This is a genomic window from Streptomyces sp. NPDC042638 (assembly GCF_040647235.1).
GTDB lineage: Bacteria > Actinomycetota > Actinomycetes > Streptomycetales > Streptomycetaceae > Streptomyces > Streptomyces rameus.
The window spans coordinates 15,561-33,077 of the sequence record NZ_JBEZBT010000051.1 but is presented as its reverse complement, the minus strand read 5'-3'; the positions used below and the strand labels follow the sequence as shown (position 1 = coordinate 33,077).

The window sequence follows — 17,517 nt, the reverse complement described above, 5'->3', positions numbered from 1 at the left end:
GGTCCGAGGCCTCTTTCCGGTCCGAGGCCTCTTTCCGGTCCGAGGCCTCTTTCCGGTCCGAGGCCTCTTTCCGACCCGGGGTGCCTTTCCGGGCCGGGGTCCGATTCCGGCCGGCGGGCTGTTTCCCGCCGCCGCCCTCGCCACCCCGCGACCGGCTCTGTTCGACGCTGCGGCTGAGCACCTCCATGAGGTCGATGACGTTGGTCGCCTCCGGCGGCTCCGCCTCGCCGACGACCTCCTCGCCCCCGCGCTTCGCCGCGACGAGCCGCTTGACGCGCTCCTCATAGGTGTCGCGGTAGTCACCGGGGTCCCAGTCGACGGTCAGCGCGTCGATCAACTGCTCGGCGGCCCGCAGCTCCTTGCTGCCGGACGTCGTGCGCCGCGGCAGCCCGGGCACCACGTCCGCGGGGTCGCGGACCTCGTCGGCCCAGTGCAGCGTGTGCAGGACGAGGACGCCCGGCTGCGCGCGCAACGCGGTCAGGTACTCCTTGCCGTGCATGGTCAGCGTGCCGATCCCGGCCTTGTCCGAGCGGTCGAGGGCCGCCCGCATCAGCTCGTACACCTTCTCGTACTCCTTGCCGCGCGGGCCGACGTAGTACGCGCGGGCGAAGTAGACGGGCTCCACCTGGCGGAGATCGACGAACCCGGCCACGTCGATCACCTTCGACCGCCCCGGGGCGATCTCCTCCAGCTCCTCCGGTTCCACGACGACGTACTCGCCCTCGTCCAGCTCGTAACCCTTGACGATCTTGTCGGTGTCGACCTCCTTGCCGGTGCGCTCGTTGACCCGCTTGTTACGGATCCGGTCCGAGGTGCCGCGCTGCAACTGGTGGAAGTGCACGGTGTGGTCCTCGGTGGCCGTGTACAGCCCCACGGGCAGGGTGACCAGCCCGAAGGTCAGGACACCGGTCCAGACAGGTCTCGCCATGGCTCCTCGTCTCCGCTCCCGTGGCTAGCCCGCGGCCGGCCGTTCCACCTGTGCGGCGGCCGTTTCGGCCCGGCGCCGGGCCTCCCGCGCGGCGCGGGCGGCCTGTCGTGCCCGTTCCCTCGCGTCCTGGACACCGGCCCGTGCCCGCCGCTGCTCCTCCTCCGCCTGCCGCAGCCGCTCCCGCAGCTCACCGACCCGCTCGTCCGCCTCGGCCGACCGGGCGACGGCCCCGTCCACCGCCCGCGCGGCGGCGTCGGCGTCCTGCGCACGGGCGCGCAGCTCACGCTCGGCCTCGCGGGCCTTCCGCCGGGCCTCCGCGAGGTGCCGGCGGCGCTCCGCGTCCGCTCCGCGGTCCTTGCCCCGGGGCGGTTTCCCCTTTTCGGGCGCGGCGGGAGCGGGGCGGCTGGCGAGCCGGGCCGCGTCGGCCGCAGGAAAGCCGGCCGTCGAGACCAGCGGCTTGACGAGCCGGCCCGCCGCCCACTCCCGCGCGGCCCGCGGATCGGCGAGCACGGCGTGCAGGGTCTCCTCCACCTCGCGCTGCACGCCCTCGCCCACCGCATGCCCCGCCCGCGCCGCCAGCTCCCGGGCCTGCCGGCCCAGGGCGCCGATCACCTCGTTCTGCCGCCGGGCCAGCTTGCGCAGCTGTTCCCCGTCCAGTTCGCGGTGCGCGCGGCGCAGCTGTTCGCCGAGACCGAGCAACGGCTGCACCTCCTCCGGCTTCCGGCGTACGAGCAGATTGCCGACCCACGCGGCCAGGCTCGGCCTGCGCAGCGCGCGGATCTCCCTGGCCAGGGACTGGTCACCGGCCTCTCGTGCGTCCCGGGCGTGACGGTCACGGGCTGCCACGAACTCCTCCGGCCGCAGGCCGTACAGCTCGTCGGCGACGGCGTCCAGGTCCACCAGCGTCCCTCCCGACGGCCACCACGGGGCGATAGTCCGAGTTTCTCACCAGGTGGTGGTCATGTGCCTTGTGCGGTGATTCGTCTGACGGGTCAGGTACGCGACCTTCGGCGCCGGTGCCTCGCCTTTCGGCGCCGGATCCCCGCCCTTCGGCCCCCTTCCGTAGACCCTTGGCGGACGGCGCAGCCCGGGCGCGCCCGGCAGGGTGACCGTATGCGGAAGACCAAGGGGATCAAGCGTGCGCAGTTCCTGACCGGCCTGGCCTCCGCGGGCCTTGCCGTGACCGTGCTGCCCGCGGGCCGGGCGGACGCCGCGCGGGGCCGCACCGGCCGGGGCGGACCGCGTCATCACGGGGTGGTGTACACCGTGGGTGAGGGAGAGACGCCGGGTACGGCCTTCAGCGCGGCCCGGATGCGGAAGGACATCCGCGCCATCCGCGACGAACTGCACGCCGACACCGTCGACGTGACGGGGGACGGCGTGGCCCGGCTCACGGTCACCGCCGGGGAGGCGGCCGAACAGGGGCTGCGCGTCTGGCTGCAGCCCACCCTCGGCGACGCCCCGGAGCGGGACATCCTGGACCACATGGCCGAGACGGGCCGGTTCGCGGAGCGGCTGCGCCGGCACGGCGCCGCCGTGGACTTCAGCGTGGGCTGCGAGTTCTGGCTGTTCGTGCCCGGGATCGTCCCCGGCGACACCGTCCTCGAACGCGTCCGGAACCTGCTCGACGGCACGGTGGACCACGACGCGATGCAGCGCCGCCTGGACCGCTTCACGGCGAAGGCCGCCGCGGTGGGCCGGTCCGTCTTCCACGGCCGGCTCGGCTACGCCGCCGCGCAGGACGACCGGGTCGACTGGCGCCTCTTCGACATCGTGGGCATCGACTACTACTCGTACTTCCCCCGCAGGGCCGACTACGTCAGGGAGCTGAGCCGCTACCTGCGCTGGGGCAAGCCGCTGGCCATCACCGAGTTCGGCACCTGCGCCTACGTCGGGGCGCCCCAGGCCGGCGGCATGGGCTGGGACGTCGTGGACTACGACAAGGAGCCCGAGGAGATCAAGGGCGACCTGGTCCGCAGCGAGCGCACCCAGGCGGCCTATCTCAGCCAACTCCTGGACGCCTTCTCCTCGGTGGACCTGTACGCGGCGATGGCCTTCGAGTTCGTGACCGCCGACGCCCCGCACCGTCCGGACGACCCGCGTCACGACCTCGACATGGCGAGCTACTCCCTCACCAAGACCATCAAGGACCGCCCGGACGACCCCGACTCCGACTGGCACTGGGAGCCGAAGGAGGCGTTCCACGCCCTGGCCCGCCGCTACCACGCCGCCCGGACCGGCCACCGGCGTTGACCTGGCCGCCGGCCCCCAGCGCACTCGTTGACCTGGCCGCCGGCCCCCGGCGCACCCGTTGACCCGGCCCCCGGCGCACCCCCTGACCCGGCCCCCGGCGCACCCCCTGACCCGGCCACCGCACATCCCCTGACCCGGCCACCGCACACCCGCTGACCCGGACGCGGTCTCCGCGCTCGCGGCGGGCGGGCGATGGTGGTGAGCCCGGGGCAGAGGGCGGGGCCGGGCTCGCGGTGCCTGCTCGGGGCCGGTGGCGGGGCCGGGCTCGCGGGGCCGGGCTCACCCGTCCGGAGGACCCTGCGGCTTGCCGCCCCGCCGGTGCCGCTCCGGGGACCGCATGATGCGGCCATGCCCCCGATCGCACCCGATCGCACCCGATCACTCCGGGTCGCTCCCGGCCCGCCCCCCTGCCGCGCCCGGTCCGGACGGGGCCGTGCGCGGGCGAACGCGACCGTGGACGCCCCGGCGGGCCAGGGAGCCGGCGCCGGGGTGGACGGCGGGTGACGGCACTCGGCCAGAATTGCACCGTTCGTTTTCTTGAACCCTTCGTGTTTGTGGGGGTAGGTTCGCCCCCATGACCGCCTCCCCGACACCGACCACCGCCGAGGAACTCCGCGGTGCCGGCCTGCGCGTGACGGCAGCCCGCGTCGCGCTGCTGGACACCGTCCGGGACGGCGACCACCTCGGCGTCGAGGCGATCGCCTCCGGAGTCCGCGATCGCGTAGGCCACATCTCCCTGCAAGCCGTCTACGAGGCCCTTCACGCGCTGACGGCCGCGGGGCTCGTGCGCCGTATCGAGCCGGCCGGCCACCCGGCCCGGTACGAGGGGCGTGTGGGCGACAACCACCACCACATCGTGTGCCGGTCCTGCGGTGCCGTCGCCGACGTCGACTGTGCCGTCGGCGACGCGCCCTGCCTGGCCGCCGCCGACGACCACGGCTTCACCATCGACGAGGCCGAGGTCGTCTACTGGGGCACCTGCCCCGACTGTTCCACCGGCCGCAGTTCCTGAGCACCGAGTTCCGCACAGTTCGGAAGGATTGCCATGACTGAGAACCACGACGCGATCGTCACAGATGCGAAGGCGGACGGGGGGAGCGGCGGCTGCCCCGTCGCGCACGACCGGGCCCTGCACCCGACCCAGGGCGGCGGCAACCGCCAGTGGTGGCCGGAGCGGCTCAACCTGAAGATCCTCGCCAAGAACCCCGCCGTGGCGAACCCGCTCGGCGAGGAGTTCGACTACGCCGAGGCCTTCCGGGCCCTCGACCTCGCGGCCGTGAAACGGGACATCGCCGAGGTGCTGACCACGTCGCAGGACTGGTGGCCCGCCGACTTCGGCAACTACGGCCCGCTGATGATCCGTATGGCCTGGCACAGCGCGGGCACCTACCGCATCAGCGACGGCCGCGGCGGTGCCGGTGCCGGACAGCAGCGCTTCGCCCCGCTCAACAGCTGGCCGGACAACGGCAACCTGGACAAGGCCCGCCGTCTGCTGTGGCCGGTCAAGAAGAAGTACGGCCAGAGCATCTCCTGGGCCGACCTGATGATCCTCACCGGCAACGTCGCCCTGGAGCAGATGGGCTTCAAGACGTTCGGCTTCGGCGGCGGCCGTGAGGACGTCTGGGAGCCGGAGGAGGACGTCTACTGGGGTCCCGAGACCACCTGGCTCGACGACCGGCGCTACACCGGCGACCGCGAGCTGGAGAACCCGCTCGGCGCCGTCCAGATGGGTCTGATCTACGTCAACCCGGAGGGCCCGAACGGCAACCCGGACCCGGTCGCCGCGGCCCGCGACATCCGCGAGACGTTCCGCCGCATGGCGATGAACGACGAGGAGACCGTCGCCCTGATCGCCGGCGGCCACACCTTCGGCAAGACCCACGGCGCCGGCCCGGCGGACCACGTCGGCGCCGACCCCGAGGCCGCCTCGATGGAGGAGCAGGGCCTGGGCTGGCGGAGCACCTACGGCACCGGCAAGGGCGGGGACGCCATCACGTCCGGCCTGGAGGTCACCTGGACCGCCACGCCGACCCAGTGGAGCAACGGCTTCTTCAAGAACCTCTTCGAGTACGAGTACGAGCTCACCCAGAGCCCGGCCGGCGCCCACCAGTGGGTGGCCAAGGACGCCCCCGAGATCGTCCCCGACGCGCACGACCCGGCGAAGAAGCACCGCCCGACGATGCTCACCACCGACCTGTCGCTGCGCTTCGACCCGATCTACGAGCCGATCTCCCGCCGGTTCTACGAGAACCCGGACCAGTTCGCGGACGCCTTCGCCCGCGCCTGGTACAAGCTCACCCACCGCGACATGGGCCCGAAGTCGCTCTACCTCGGCCCGGAGGTCCCCGAGGAGACGCTGCTGTGGCAGGACCCGCTGCCGGAGCGTGAGGGCGAGCTGATCGACGACGGCGACATCGCGACCCTGAAGACCAAGCTGCTCGAGTCCGGCCTCAGCGTGTCCCAGCTGGTCACCACCGCGTGGGCGTCCGCGTCCACCTTCCGCGGCAGCGACAGGCGCGGCGGCGCCAACGGTGCCCGCATCCGCCTGGCCCCGCAGCGCGGCTGGGAGGTCAACGAGCCCGACGCGCTGGCCCAGGTGCTGCGTGTCCTGGAAGGCGTCCAGCAGGACTTCAACGCCTCCGCCGGCGCCAAGAAGGTGTCCCTGGCCGACCTGATCGTCCTCGGCGGTGCCGCCGCCGTGGAGAAGGCCGCCAAGGAAGCCGGCTTCGAGGTCCGGGTGCCCTTCACCGCGGGCCGCGTGGACGCGACCGAGGAGCACACCGACGCCGAGTCCTTCGAGGCGCTGGAGCCGACCGCGGACGGCTTCCGCAACTACCTCGGCAAGGGCAACCGCCTGCCGGCCGAGTTCCTGCTGCTCGACCGGGCGAACCTGCTGGGCCTGAGCGCCCCCGAGACGACCGTCCTCGTCGGCGGCCTGCGCGTCCTCGGCGCCAACCACCAGCAGTCGCAGCTCGGTGTCCTCACCCGGACGCCCGGCGTCCTCACCAACGACTTCTTCGTCAACCTGCTCGACCTGGGTACGACGTGGAAGGCGACCTCCGAGGACCAGACCACGTTCGAGGGCCGCGACGCGGACACCGGTGAGGTGAAGTGGGCCGGCAGCCGTGCCGACCTGGTCTTCGGCTCCAACTCCGAGCTGCGCGCCGTCGCCGAGGTGTACGCCAGTGACGACGCGAAGGAGAAGTTCGTGAAGGACTTCGTCGCCGCGTGGACCAAGGTCATGGACGCCGACCGGTTCGACCTCGTCTGACCTGCCGGGCAGCACGTCCGGGTCCGCCCCGTGGGGCAGGCCCGGACGTGCTGCCTTCGGGCGGGTCGCTTCAGCGGCCGAGCACCGCCGCGCCCGCCTGCGCGTACCGCTCGTCCAGGTCGCCCGACGGAGCGCCCGCGACGCCGATCCCCGCGACCGGGGCGCCCTCGGCGGTCACCGGCGTGCCGCCGGCCAGGAAGAGGGTGCCCGGTATGTCCTTCAGGTTCGGCGCCTGCGCCAGCCGCCTGGCCAGCTCCGAGGTGGGGGCGTTCCAGGAGACCGCGGTGAACGCCTTGCGCTCCGCCGAGTCGTACGACTGCGGACCCGCTCCGTCCCCGCGCAGGGTGACCAGAGGGTTGCCGTTGCGGTCGACCACGGCCACCGACACCTGCCGGCCGTCCTTCTCGGCCGCCTCCACCGCGGCGCGCGCCGCCTTCGTGGCGGCGTCCAGGGTGAGGTGGGTGCTCCGGGTCAGCTCGCTGCCGCGGGCCGCCACGGGGGCGGCGGGCGTGGCGGGCGTGGCGGCCGTGGAGTCGGCGGCGCCGGCGGCGACCGTACCGACGACACCGGCGCCGACGACGGCCAGGGCGGCGCCGCCGGCGAGGACACGGGTACGGACGGACGGCTTCTTGCGGCTGGGCATGCTGGGGAACCTTCCATTGGAGCCGGGGCCGGGGGCGAAGTCGCTCCCGGTACCGATCGTGAGCCCCGCCGAGGCCGCGTCCCGTCGGCGGACCGGATGCCCGGGGGGTCAGCCGATCGGATGACCCCCCGGCGACGGCGCCTGGGCACAATGGAGGGTGTTTGCCCAGTTCAGCGCGGAGAAGAGGGAGGTGCCGACGGTGGCCGCAGCCGAGCGCGACGACACCCGCGCCCTCACGGTCGTCATGCACACGGCGTTCTTCGTGCTGCTGTCCGCGTCCGTCGCCCGCTACCTGGCCCGGCACGCCGACGGACCGCACACCCCCTGGGTGATCGCCCTGGCTGTGCTGCTGGCCGTGCTGTACGTCCTCGGCCCCGCCGTCGGCACCCGCCCCGCACCGCGCCGGCTGGGCTGGCTCGGCCTGGTCGTGGCCGCCTGGGCGCTGCTCGTCGTGCCGGCCCCGAGCTTCGCCTGGTGCGCGGTCCCGCTCTTCTACACCGGCCTGCGCACCCTTCCGCCGCGCGCCGCGGTGCCGCTGGTGGCGCTGCTGACGGCGCTCGCGGTGGCCGCCCAGCTCCGGCTCGCGGGCTGGCCCGATCCGAACGTGCTGCTCGCACCGCCGGCGGTGGCCGCCGTGGCCACCACCGTGTTCGTCGTGATGCAGCGCCAGGCGGCCCGCCGGGACGCCCTGATCGACGACCTGGTCCGCACCCGGCGCGAACTCGCCGCCACCGAGCGCCGCGAGGGGACCCTCGCCGAACGCGAGCGCCTCGCCCGGGAGATCCACGACACCCTCGCCCAGGGCCTGTCCAGCCAGCGCATGCTCCTCCAGGCGGCCGACCGCCTGTGGGACACCACGCCGGGCACCGCCCGGGACCACGTCCGTACCGCGGCGGCGATCGCCGAGCGCAGCCTCGCCGAGGCCCGCCGCTTCGTCCACGACCTCACCCCGGCCGACCTGGCCGAGGGAGGCGGCCTGCTCCGGGCACTGCACGCCGTCGCCGAGCGGGAGACGACACCCTCGCTCACCGTGCGGGTCCACTGCGAGGGCAGCCCGCCCGACCCGCTGCCCGCTCCCGTCGAGTCGGCCCTGCTGCGCATCGCCCAGGGCGCCCTCGCCAACGTCCGCGAACACGCGGCCGCCACGACCGCCGCCCTCACCCTGACCTGCCTGGACGACCAGATCGTCCTGGACGTCACGGACGACGGCCGCGGCTTCGGCCCACGGAGCCCGGCCGGACCCGGCACCGCCCCTTCCGCGGCCTCGGGCCCCGCGGCCGGAGCGGCCGAGCCGCGCGGTCACGGCCTGCCCGCCATCCGCGCCCGCCTGCGCCAGCTGGGCGGCACCCTCACCGTCGAGTCGGCGCCGGGCGAGGGCACGGCCCTGTCGGCGGCCGTCCCGCTGGAGCCGAGATGACCCACACCCCCGGGACGGCCGCGCGGACACCGGTGCGGATCCTCGTCTGCGACGACCACGCCGTCGTACGGGCCGGACTGCTGGCGCTCCTGCACAGCGCGCCGGACATCGAGGTCGTCGGCGAGGCCGGCACCGGCGAGGAGGCTCTCGCCCTGGCCCGCAAGACCGCCCCGGACGTCGTCCTGATGGATCTGCAGCTGGGCGAGGGCATCGACGGCGTCGAGACCACCCGCCGGCTGCGCGCCGCGCCGGGCGCCCCGCACGTCCTGGTCCTCACCACGTACGACACCGACGCCGACGTCACCCGCGCCATCGGGGCGGGCGCCACCGGGTATCTGCTGAAGGCCGAGCGGGCCGAGGACCTCTTCAGCGCGATCCACGCCGCCGCCCAGGGCCGCCCGGCACTCTCCCCGCCCGTCGCCGACCGCGTCATGTCCCGGCTGCGGAACCCGCGCCCCACCCTCACCCCTCGCGAACAGGAGATCCTCGCCCACCTCTCCCGCGGCCTCGCCAACCACGCCATCGCCCGCGCGCTGTACATCAGCGAAGCCACGGTCAAGACGCATCTGCGCCGCATCTACGACAAGCTCGGCGTCGACACCCGGGCCGGCGCGGTGGCGGTGGCCAAGGAACAGCGGCTGCTGCCCTGAGCCGCTCCGCCACGCCGGACGGTTTCCCTCAGCGGCTGCGCAACGCCTCGAACGCCTCCCGCCCCGCGACCCCGATCGCGAGGTCGATGTCCGGTGCCAGCCCGGCACGGCGGTCCGACCGGGTCAGCGCGGCCATCGCCACGCGATCCCCGCAGTCCGCCTCGACCACGCCGATCTCGTGCCGCAGGTGCAGGAACGTCCCGGTCTTCCCGCTCCACCGCAGGGTGTCCGCGCGCAGCTCGCTCGCCAGCCGCTGGGTGAAGACCTGGTGCCCCATCAGCCGGCGCAGCTCCGCGGTGGCCGGGGGTACGGCGATCTCGTCGCGCCACACACGCTCCAGCAGATCCACGAGCGCCGCGGCGGAGCCGGTGTTGGCGCATGCCGGGTCCAGGGTCTCGATGGTGTGCCGGCCCGTCCGCTCGTCCCGGACGGCCAGTTCCAGCGCGAGGGAGAAGTCGTTGCCGGCGGCGCCGGCCGCGCACTCGTACAGATGGTTCATCCGGTGCCGCACCCGGACCCCGTCGCATCCCCACGCGCGGAGCCGCGCGTCGACCTCCGCCACCGGTACCAGGCCGAACAGGGCGTCGGCGGCGGCGTTGTCGCTCACCGACAGCATCAGCAGCAGCAGATCGCCGACGGCCACGGTCGCCGGATGCCGGAAGGCGGCGAGCCCGGTGGGGCCGACGCTGCTCGTGCCCGGGTCGACGGTCACCGGGTGCGCCGCGTCGAGTTCTCCGCCCGCGATCCGGTCCAGCGCCACCAGGGCGAGCGGAACCTTCGCCACCGACGCGAGCGGCGTCGGCAGATCGACGTCGAAGCCCAGTTGCTCCCCGGTGTCGAGATTGCGGGCGAGGAAGGAGCCGCGGACTCCGAGTGCCGCCCAGTCGGCGGCGACGGCCTCGGCGACGTCCAGGAGGACACCGTGATCGCCGGTGCAGACCGGGCGGTGCTCCGCCGCCGCGCTCATCCGCGCGCCGCCAGCCGTGCGGGAACGTCGTCGCCCGCCGCCCCGGGTCCCGGTCCGCCGGACCGGCGCGGTACGGCGCCCGCGGCCGAGGCGATCGGCCCGGCCAGCCAGCCCGGCACGCCTTCCGTGCCGGTGCGGCCAGGGGATGCGCTCACGTCGTACCCCCGGTGCAGGGTCCGGTCGGCGAGGGCGGTCCAGTGCGCCCCGTGCTGCCGGGCGAACGGTTCCGCGCACAGCAGCAGCGCCCGCCCGGCCAGTGTCTCGGCGAGCGCGGTGGCCGCTTGCCCGGCCGGCCGGACGCGTCCCCCGGGCAGCCCGGCGCGCGCGGCGGCACGCGCCAGCCGGTCCTCGAGGCAGGGCACCTGATCCTCCGTCAGGAGCAGTACGGGAGACGGGGCGGTGTGGCCGGCGGCACGTCCCCGGCGCGGCCGGAGCTCCTCCAGGTGGACCGTACGCCGCGCGAGCCCGCTCCCCGTCGCGCCGGGCTCCGGCGCGGACGCCAGCCCCAACGGCGCGACATAGGCGGCCTGTTCCGGAGCGCACCGCACCAGCGCGTACCCGAGCGATCCGTCGGCCAGCCCGGATTTCCGCTCCGCGGGCGGCAGTTCCCGCATGCCGAGCGTGATCCCGTGCTCGGCGCCGGCCCGGATGGCCCTGGCCAGGCCCGCGGGGGAACAGTCCGCGGGCACTCCGACGGCGCGCACCCGTGACCGCCCGGCCGAACGGGCGGCCTGGCGCAGCCGCTGGGCACGGTCGAGCACGTCCCGCGCGTACGGGAGCAGCAGCACCCCCAGCTCGGTGGTCGCGGTCCGGCGCCGGGACCGGTCGAACAGCGCGCCGCCGAAGTGCTCCTCCAGCGTCTTGATACGGCGGCTGAGCAGCGGTTGGGCGATACCGAGCCGGTCGGCGGCCCGGGAGAAGCTCGCCTCGTCGGCCGTCGCGACGTACGCCTCCAGATGTGCCAGCAGATCCACCCTGCACTCATATCAATAAGGCATGGGACCTTCAAAGTTTCCTCTTGGACATGAGCGGGCCCCGGCTGTTTCGCTGTGCCGGTCGAAGATCGACGCAGACGACGGACGATCCGGGAGGACCTCGCCCATGACCAGCCCCGACCGCCCCACCCCGCTGCACCGCCGCGGCCTGATCAAGGCCGGTCTCGCGGTCACCGGCGCCGTCGTGACGGCGACGGCCCGCTCCGTCTCGGCCGCGACCGCGGCCCCGGGCGCCGGACCGCGCGCCGGACAGGCGGCGCCGACCGAGCTGGCCGAGCTGGAGCAGCGCTACGGCGCCCGGCTCGGCGTGTACGCGCGCAACGTCCGCACCGGGCGGACCGTGACCCACCGGGCGGGGGAGCGGTTCGCGATGTGCTCGACGTTCAAGGCGTTCGCCGCGGCAGCGGTCCTGCGCGACCGGGCCGGCTGCGCGCCGCTGAACCGGGTGGTCCAGTACCCGCCGCTCGACCTCCTGCCCAACTCGCCGCGCACGAAGGAGAACCAGCCCACCGGCATGACCGTGGCCGACCTGTGCGCGGCGGCGATCCAGTACAGCGACAACGCGGCCGGCAACCTGCTGCTCCGAGAGATCGGCGGGCCGGCCGGGCTCACCCGCTTCCACCGGTCGCTCGGGGACGAGGTGAGCCGGCTCGACCGGTGGGAGCCGGAGCTGAACACCGCGATCCCGGGCGACCCGCGCGACACCACGACCCCGGAGGCCGTCGCGGCGAGCCTGGAGCACGTGACTCTCGGCCGGGCCCTGGCCTCCGCCGACCGGGAGCGGCTGGTCACCTGGCTGAAGGGCAACACGACCAGCGCGGCACGGTTCCGTGCGGGACTGCCGCGGGACTGGGTCGTGGCGGACAAGACCGGCACGGGCTCGTACGCGACGGCGAACGACATCGGCGTGGCCTGGACGACCCGGGGCACCCCGGTCGTCCTGGCCGTCCTGTCCACCAGGACCGCGCAGGACGCCCCGGTGGACGAGAAGCTGATCGAAGAGGCGGTGCGCATCATGGCCCGTGCCGTCGCCCCCGGCGAATAGCCGCTGTCGGCGGGCGAAGGGCGGGGTCCCGGTCCCGGGAGGGCCGGGACCCCGCTTCCCGTGGTGCCGGGCCTCAGCCGAAGAGCGCGTCGTCGACGTTGTCCACGCCGGCACACCACTTGACCTGCGACGACGTAACCCGCCTGGAACGCCGTCCGGAACGCCGAGGCGCGGAGAGGCGCGGGCGAGCCCCGTGCGGCGCCGACCGGCCGGGCCGTTCGGCACGGTGCCCGTGCCGCGGGCGCGTCCGGCCGTGCGCGGGGTCGCCCGGAGGTGCCCTGCCACCCGGGCGGGCGGTGTGCTCGAACCGGGTGCGGTGACGCCGCCTCAGCCGACGTGGTCGTCCGGGCTCACCGGGTGCGCCTCCAGGTCCGCCGCGGCCAGCAGGTCGGCGATCAGCTCCGGCGATCCGCCGACGTAGGTGCTGACCAGGTCCACGTCGCCACCCAGACACCACGCGCGGTCCCTTGGCCACCACAGGTCGGGCAGTTCGGCGAACTCGTCGAGGGTCACCGGGGAGACGGCGTCGGCCAGCCGGCCGGCGAGCAGGACCTCGTCGCGGCCCGGCGTCTCGAACGTCGGGAACCGGTCCCAGTCCCAGCGGCCGTAGCCGTGCCACAGCCCGAACCAGCACTGCTCCGCGGTCCCGGTGTGCCGGGCCAGCACGGGCAGCAGGGACCGGGCGACGTCCGGCGGGGTCGGGCCCTCGCCGGGGTGCTCGTCCCACACACCGGGCAGGCCGAGATCGGAGCGGTTGGTGTAGTCCCGGTCCATTCCGATCACCTTGTGCCAGCGGCTGCCCGGCGTCACGCGCGTCCCATGGGCGGCGGCCACGGCCGACCAGCGCACCGGCCGGTCGCCGAGCCCGGCCGGGTGCAGGATCCGTGCGTAGGCGGCGAAGCCCGGAGCGGCGACAGCCGCCACCGTGCCGAAGGCGGCCTGCCCCGGCCCGTGCCCGCCGGGCCAGTGGGCGGGGGAGAGGTCCTCGGCCTGCACCCGCAGCCGTCCGTACCACTCCGGCGCGGGCTCCCGGTCGACCGGGCGGAAGTCGTTCACGCCCACAGTGTGCCGGGTGCGCGCCGGGAACGGCCGACCGGGGCGGACCGGGACCGGGGCCCCGGCCCGCCCCTCGTCCTCAGGACTCCGTCGGCTGCTCGTGGCTGCCGTAGGGGCGGGTGATGATCTCCATGCCGTGTCCGGCCGGATCCGTGAAGTACACGCCGCGGCCGCCGTGGTGGTGGTTGATCTCGCCGGGCTCCCCGCCGTGCGGATCGGCGTAGTAGGTGATCCCGGCCTGCCGGATACGGGCGAAGGCCGCGTCGAACTCCTCGTCGGAGACGAGGAAGGCGTAGTGCTGCATGACGATCGACTCCGCCGGGACCGTGGCGAAGTCCAGGGTCACCCCGTTGCTCGTGGCGAGGGGGACGAACGGGCCCCACTCGGGGCCGGCCTCCAGCCCCAGGACGTGCGCCAGGAACGCGGCGGACTCGTGGTTGTCCCGGGCGTGGACGATGGTGTGGTTCAACTCGACTGACATGAGTGAAATGCCTCCGAGGGCGATCTCACGGGCACCTCCATGCCTCACCCGGCCGGTGACCGGCACGCGATGCCGTACCGCCATCCTACCGTCCCGGCCCCGCCGGCCCCCGGTGTGTGACCTGGCCGCCGGTCACGGGTCCCAGTAGGAACGGAACAGAGAACCGGCGTAACTGTCAGAACTTCTGACAGGGCGTGCGTGGGGCTGTCAGGGTGGGCGGGTGAGTGATGACCCGACGATCGGTTTCCTGAAGGCGGACGTGGCGCGGTTCTGCGCCGGCCTGGATGAGCTGGCTCCGGCGATCCGGCTGCGGTTGGTCGTCCAGCTGCGTGCCGCGCTGGACGGTGATGGATGCGGCCCTGGATGAGGGGATGGCCGCGGCCAAGGCGGAGGGCTGGGGGCTGCGGCAGATCGGTGGCCAGGCGGGTCTGTCGCACGAGAAGGTCCGCTACCGGCTCGCCCAGCGCGCGGGCAGGGGCGAGCCGGCCGGGGGGACCTCCTAGATCGTGGTGGAGGCGGTTTCGGGCTTGGCGGTGGAGCGGAGCTGTCCGCCCTGGACCTCGACTGGCAGGGCGAAGCTGTAGCGGCCGTGGAAGTTGATGTGGGCGAACGCGGTGAGAGCCGGGCGACGTCCTCGTCACGGACGTGGATGCCCTCGGCCCGCATCTCTTCGATGATCTTCTGGTAGTAGACCGTGTTCCACAGGACGACGATGTTGAGCATCAGTCCCAGTGCCCCGAGCTGGTCTTCCTGCCCCTCCCTGTATGCCTGCCTGAGTTCACCCTTCTGCCCGTGGAAGATCTTCCGGGCGAGTTCGTGCCGGGATTCCTGCCGGTTGAGCTGCGTGTTGACCCTGCGCCGCAGGAGTTCGTCGGTGAAGTACGAGGACAGGTAGGCACTGCGGTCCAGGCGGCCGAGTTGCATGACGGCCTTGCCGGTCGGGGTGGGCTTGCCGCCCGGGGCGAGGACACGCAGGGCCTCGGAGGCTTTGATGGTGCCCGAGTGCAGGGAGCCGGCCAAGCGGAGCATCTCGTCCCAGTGCGCGGTGATCTGCTTGAGGTTGACCTTGTCACGGGTGACGGGGTTGAGCGGGCCGTAGTCGGCGTCCGGGTCGGCGCGGTAGAGGGTGGCGCTGCCGACGTCGGCCAGGCGTGGGGAGAACTGGTAGCCCATAAGGCGGAAGAGCCCGAAGACGATCTCGCTGGCGCCGTGGGTGTCGGAGGTGACCTCGACCGGCCGCAGGGCGGTCTCCTGTTCCAGCAGGCCGTCGAGGATGTAGAAGGAATCGCGCTGGGTGCCGGGGATCAGAATGCCGTGCAGGCCGCTGAACTGGTCCGAGAGGAAGTTGTAGAACGTCACCCCGCGCCGGCGGGTGCCGAAGTACTTCGGATTCGGCCCAGAGTTGAGGGTGCGGATCGGGGTGATGAAGCGCAGCCCGTCGGCGGAGGCCAGCTCGCCGCCGCCCCACGCCTGCACCAGCGGCAGGCGCATGTGGTAGTCGACGAGGCGGGCGTTGGCCGCGGACAGGGTCTGGGCGCGGACGTAGTTCTGCTCGACCCAGAACAGCCGGTCGCGACTGAGGGCGTCGACGCCGTCGTGGACGATCGGCTCGATACCGACGTTGGTGGCCTCCGAGGTGAGGACCGCGGCCACGGACAGCTCAAGGTCGTCCATGCGGGAGTTGGCCTCGGAGACGTGGGTGAAGTCAGACAGGTAGGGCACCCAGGAGTTGACCTCCAGCACGATCTCGGGCAGGTCGACGGCGGGCATCCTGGCCTCGATCTCCTTGTTCAGCTCGACCAGGGAGGCGGGTTCGTCCAGGCGGTCCAGACCGGTGAGGATGATGCGGTCACGGCCTCCTTGCTGCTCGATACGTACGGCGGGGTTGGCGGCCAGGCCGTCGGCGAACTCCCGGTGGGCGCGGTCGAGCCGGTCGGTCCACGTCTTGAGGATCTTGTCGGGTTTCGGGTCGAGGTCGAGTTCCTCGCAGACCCTGGTACGGGCCGCCTCCCATGCCGCGTCTTTCAGCAGGCGGGCGTTGGGGTCGCCCCACTTGCGCAGGCCCGGCACGAACACCTCGTGCCGGTGCAGCGCGGACCGTAGGGCCTCGGTGGAGGCGACGATCAGCGCGCGCTTCTCGACGCTGCCCACGGGCATCGGCGGGGGTGGGAAGACTAGGCGCCGCCAGGCGGAGGTGAGGACCTTGGCGGGGACTTCCCATGCCTGGACGGGGCGGCGCCGGCCCTTGAGGGACTTCACGAAGTCGATGGCCTCCAGGACCGGCTCGCCGGCCGGGCTCGCCTCGAACGTGAACGTCTTGAGCAGGCCTGGCAGGAAGCGGGCGATGGTGTTGTAGCGGGCGGCGAGCATCTGCTCGGCGCCGTCGTCGGGCTGCTGGGCCAGCAGCTTGACGGTGTCGGCCGCCGCATGGACGGGGCCGACGTCCATAGCGTCGAGCGTGGCGCGCAGATCGCCCTCGGGGTCGGCGGCGGTGGCGCAGATGGCGAGCCAGGCACCCCGCAGTTCGATCGCGGCCGCGTCCAGGTCCTTGAGGGTGCGCAGCCTCTGCTTGGTCATCTTGGCGGCCGAGCTGCGGATGATGTCGCCCATGACCAGGTCGAAGACCTCGATGGCCTCGTCGGCGGCGAGCTGCGGCATCACCGCGGCGAACGCGACCAGGGTGGCCAGGCGCCGGTTTCCGCGCAGGTCGGAGACGGCCTGGGCGCGGGCGGCCTTGGCGAACCGCACCAGGGCCTGGATCCGGCCCGGTGGTATCGCGTCCAGGTCCCACGAGTGGCCGCCGAAGGCGCGCAGGGATTCGTAGCGTTCCAGGGCCTTGCCCACCCCGCGCGCGGAGATGTCGCGAGGGGAGCGGCGCAGCCGGTCCAGCTCCGACAGGCGCTTGCCCGCGGGGACGACGACCAGCTGCTGCAACCGTTCGGCCTGCCCGGCGGTCGGGGCCGCGGCCAGCGTCGCCCACAGGCGCTGCTCGGCCCGTTCGCGGGTGCCGGAGACCAGCCGTTCCAGCACGGTCACCCCGGGCAGTACCACCTTCTTGTCCACCAGGCGTTTGGTGGCGAGGTCGAACAGCAGGGTGGGGCGTTCGTTGCCGATCCAGGCGCGCTGGTAGAGCCAGCGGGCGAGCGTGAACCACTGGTCGAACTCGAACTTGGTGTACCCGTAGCCGGTGCGGATCTGCTCCTGGTGGTCCCAGCGGGCCTCGCTGCTGCCGTACCCGGCGAGCGCGGCCGGCTCCAGCCCGAGCTGCTCGGCGACGTAGGCAACCACGACGGCGGGGACGTCTTCGGGGTTGTTCAGGAAGGTGCCCAGGTACCGGATGGTTCCGAGCTGGACGGCCCAGCCGATCCGGTTCCTCGCGCCGCGGGCGGCCATCGTTCTGCGGCGCGCGGTCTGGTCCAGCAGAAAGGATCCGGCGAGCTGTCCCTCGTCCGGGTCCTCGGTGAAGTGGCCGAAGCGCCTGCGCTGTTCCTCGCTCAGAAAGTTGGTGGGCACCGCCCGCTCCTCCGATCGTCGGCGTGATTCGCGCGCGACAGTGCCAGGTAACCCGACGATGGGTGAGATGATCATTAATGTCAGCGCAGAGCGTCACTCCATGTGATAAATGGGGTGACCCGGGCGACAGCGTCCCCAGGCGGCGCCCCAGGTGTGCCGAGAGGCCCTCAAAGCGCAGCGGCACAGGCGGCCCTCGTCGAGGGCGGCAACGGCGCGCGCCACCCTGCTGCTCGACCCTGCGTGCACCGCGTCAGCGTTGGGGGATTCAGGAAGTTCGAGCCACCGCAAGGGCCTGACC

14 protein-coding genes are annotated in these 17,517 nt (G+C 73.4%); 6 read left to right on the top strand and 8 right to left on the bottom strand.

Annotation, left to right across the window (positions count from 1 at the left end):
• Together AB0B40_RS30525 and AB0B40_RS30520 are read right to left on the bottom strand one after the other, a co-directional pair.
• Positions 1-928, bottom strand: a 928-nt coding sequence (locus tag AB0B40_RS30525; RefSeq protein ID WP_362266742.1) for a Ku protein, incomplete at its 3' end; no start/stop codon positions are given.
• Between the two features lie 24 nt (positions 929-952).
• Positions 953-1,828, bottom strand: coding sequence for a hypothetical protein (locus AB0B40_RS30520; RefSeq protein ID WP_362266740.1), 876 nt, complete (start codon positions 1,826-1,828; stop codon positions 953-955).
• Between the two features lie 213 nt (positions 1,829-2,041).
• On the opposite strand from AB0B40_RS30520, the gene AB0B40_RS30515 reads away from it, so the two are divergent.
• The 3 genes from AB0B40_RS30515 to katG all read left to right on the top strand — a co-directional run bounded on the left by AB0B40_RS30515 (position 2,042) and on the right by katG (position 6,452).
• The gene (locus tag AB0B40_RS30515) at positions 2,042-3,181 is read left to right on the top strand and encodes an abortive phage infection protein (RefSeq protein WP_362266738.1); all 1,140 of its coding nucleotides are present in this window, start codon (positions 2,042-2,044) and stop codon (positions 3,179-3,181) included.
• A gap of 574 nt (positions 3,182-3,755) precedes the next feature.
• Positions 3,756-4,193 (top strand): Fur family transcriptional regulator, encoded by a 438-nt coding sequence (locus AB0B40_RS30510; RefSeq protein ID WP_345057680.1) that lies wholly within the window; start codon positions 3,756-3,758, stop codon positions 4,191-4,193.
• Positions 4,194-4,226: 33 nt separating this feature from the next.
• Positions 4,227-6,452: a catalase/peroxidase HPI gene (gene katG, locus AB0B40_RS30505; protein WP_345057682.1), complete on the top strand. Its 2,226-nt coding sequence runs from the start codon at positions 4,227-4,229 to the stop codon at positions 6,450-6,452.
• Positions 6,453-6,522: 70 nt separating this feature from the next.
• Here the strand turns inward: katG and AB0B40_RS30500 are convergent, their stop codons facing one another.
• Positions 6,523-7,095: a heme-binding protein gene (locus tag AB0B40_RS30500; RefSeq protein ID WP_362266736.1), complete on the bottom strand. Its 573-nt coding sequence runs from the start codon at positions 7,093-7,095 to the stop codon at positions 6,523-6,525.
• A gap of 244 nt (positions 7,096-7,339) precedes the next feature.
• Here AB0B40_RS30500 and AB0B40_RS30495 point away from each other — a divergent pair, with 244 nt between their 5' ends.
• Entirely contained in the window at positions 7,340-8,512 is a 1,173-nt protein-coding gene (locus AB0B40_RS30495) for a sensor histidine kinase (RefSeq protein WP_362266772.1), read from the top strand.
• The gene (locus AB0B40_RS30490; RefSeq protein WP_345057688.1) at positions 8,509-9,162 is read left to right on the top strand and encodes a response regulator transcription factor; all 654 of its coding nucleotides are present in this window, start codon (positions 8,509-8,511) and stop codon (positions 9,160-9,162) included. The genes AB0B40_RS30495 and AB0B40_RS30490 overlap by 4 nt, the downstream gene beginning before the upstream one ends.
• Before the next feature lie 28 nt (positions 9,163-9,190).
• Here the strand turns inward: AB0B40_RS30490 and AB0B40_RS30485 are convergent, their stop codons facing one another.
• A complete protein-coding gene (locus AB0B40_RS30485; RefSeq protein WP_362266734.1) occupies positions 9,191-10,129 on the bottom strand; it encodes a serine hydrolase in 939 nt (312 codons plus the stop codon).
• A complete protein-coding gene (locus tag AB0B40_RS30480) occupies positions 10,126-11,103 on the bottom strand; it encodes a LysR family transcriptional regulator (RefSeq protein WP_362266733.1) in 978 nt (325 codons plus the stop codon). Before AB0B40_RS30480 ends, AB0B40_RS30485 begins: the two co-directional genes overlap by 4 nt.
• Positions 11,104-11,230: 127 nt before the next feature.
• On the opposite strand from AB0B40_RS30480, the gene bla reads away from it, so the two are divergent.
• The gene (gene bla / locus AB0B40_RS30475) at positions 11,231-12,169 is read left to right on the top strand and encodes a class A beta-lactamase (RefSeq protein WP_345057691.1); all 939 of its coding nucleotides are present in this window, start codon (positions 11,231-11,233) and stop codon (positions 12,167-12,169) included.
• 327 nt (positions 12,170-12,496) lie between these two features.
• On the opposite strand, the gene AB0B40_RS30470 is transcribed toward bla, so the two are convergent.
• From AB0B40_RS30470 to AB0B40_RS30460, 3 genes are all read right to left on the bottom strand, one after another.
• Positions 12,497-13,225: a hypothetical protein gene (locus AB0B40_RS30470; protein ID WP_362266730.1), complete on the bottom strand. Its 729-nt coding sequence runs from the start codon at positions 13,223-13,225 to the stop codon at positions 12,497-12,499.
• 79 nt (positions 13,226-13,304) lie between these two features.
• Positions 13,305-13,706, bottom strand: a complete 402-nt coding sequence (locus tag AB0B40_RS30465) for a VOC family protein (protein WP_345057696.1) — start codon at positions 13,704-13,706, stop codon at positions 13,305-13,307.
• Positions 13,707-13,913: 207 nt separating this feature from the next.
• Positions 13,914-17,219, bottom strand: a complete 3,306-nt coding sequence (locus tag AB0B40_RS30460; protein ID WP_362266728.1) for a Tn3 family transposase — start codon at positions 17,217-17,219, stop codon at positions 13,914-13,916.
• Positions 17,220-17,517: the final 298 nt, after the last annotated feature.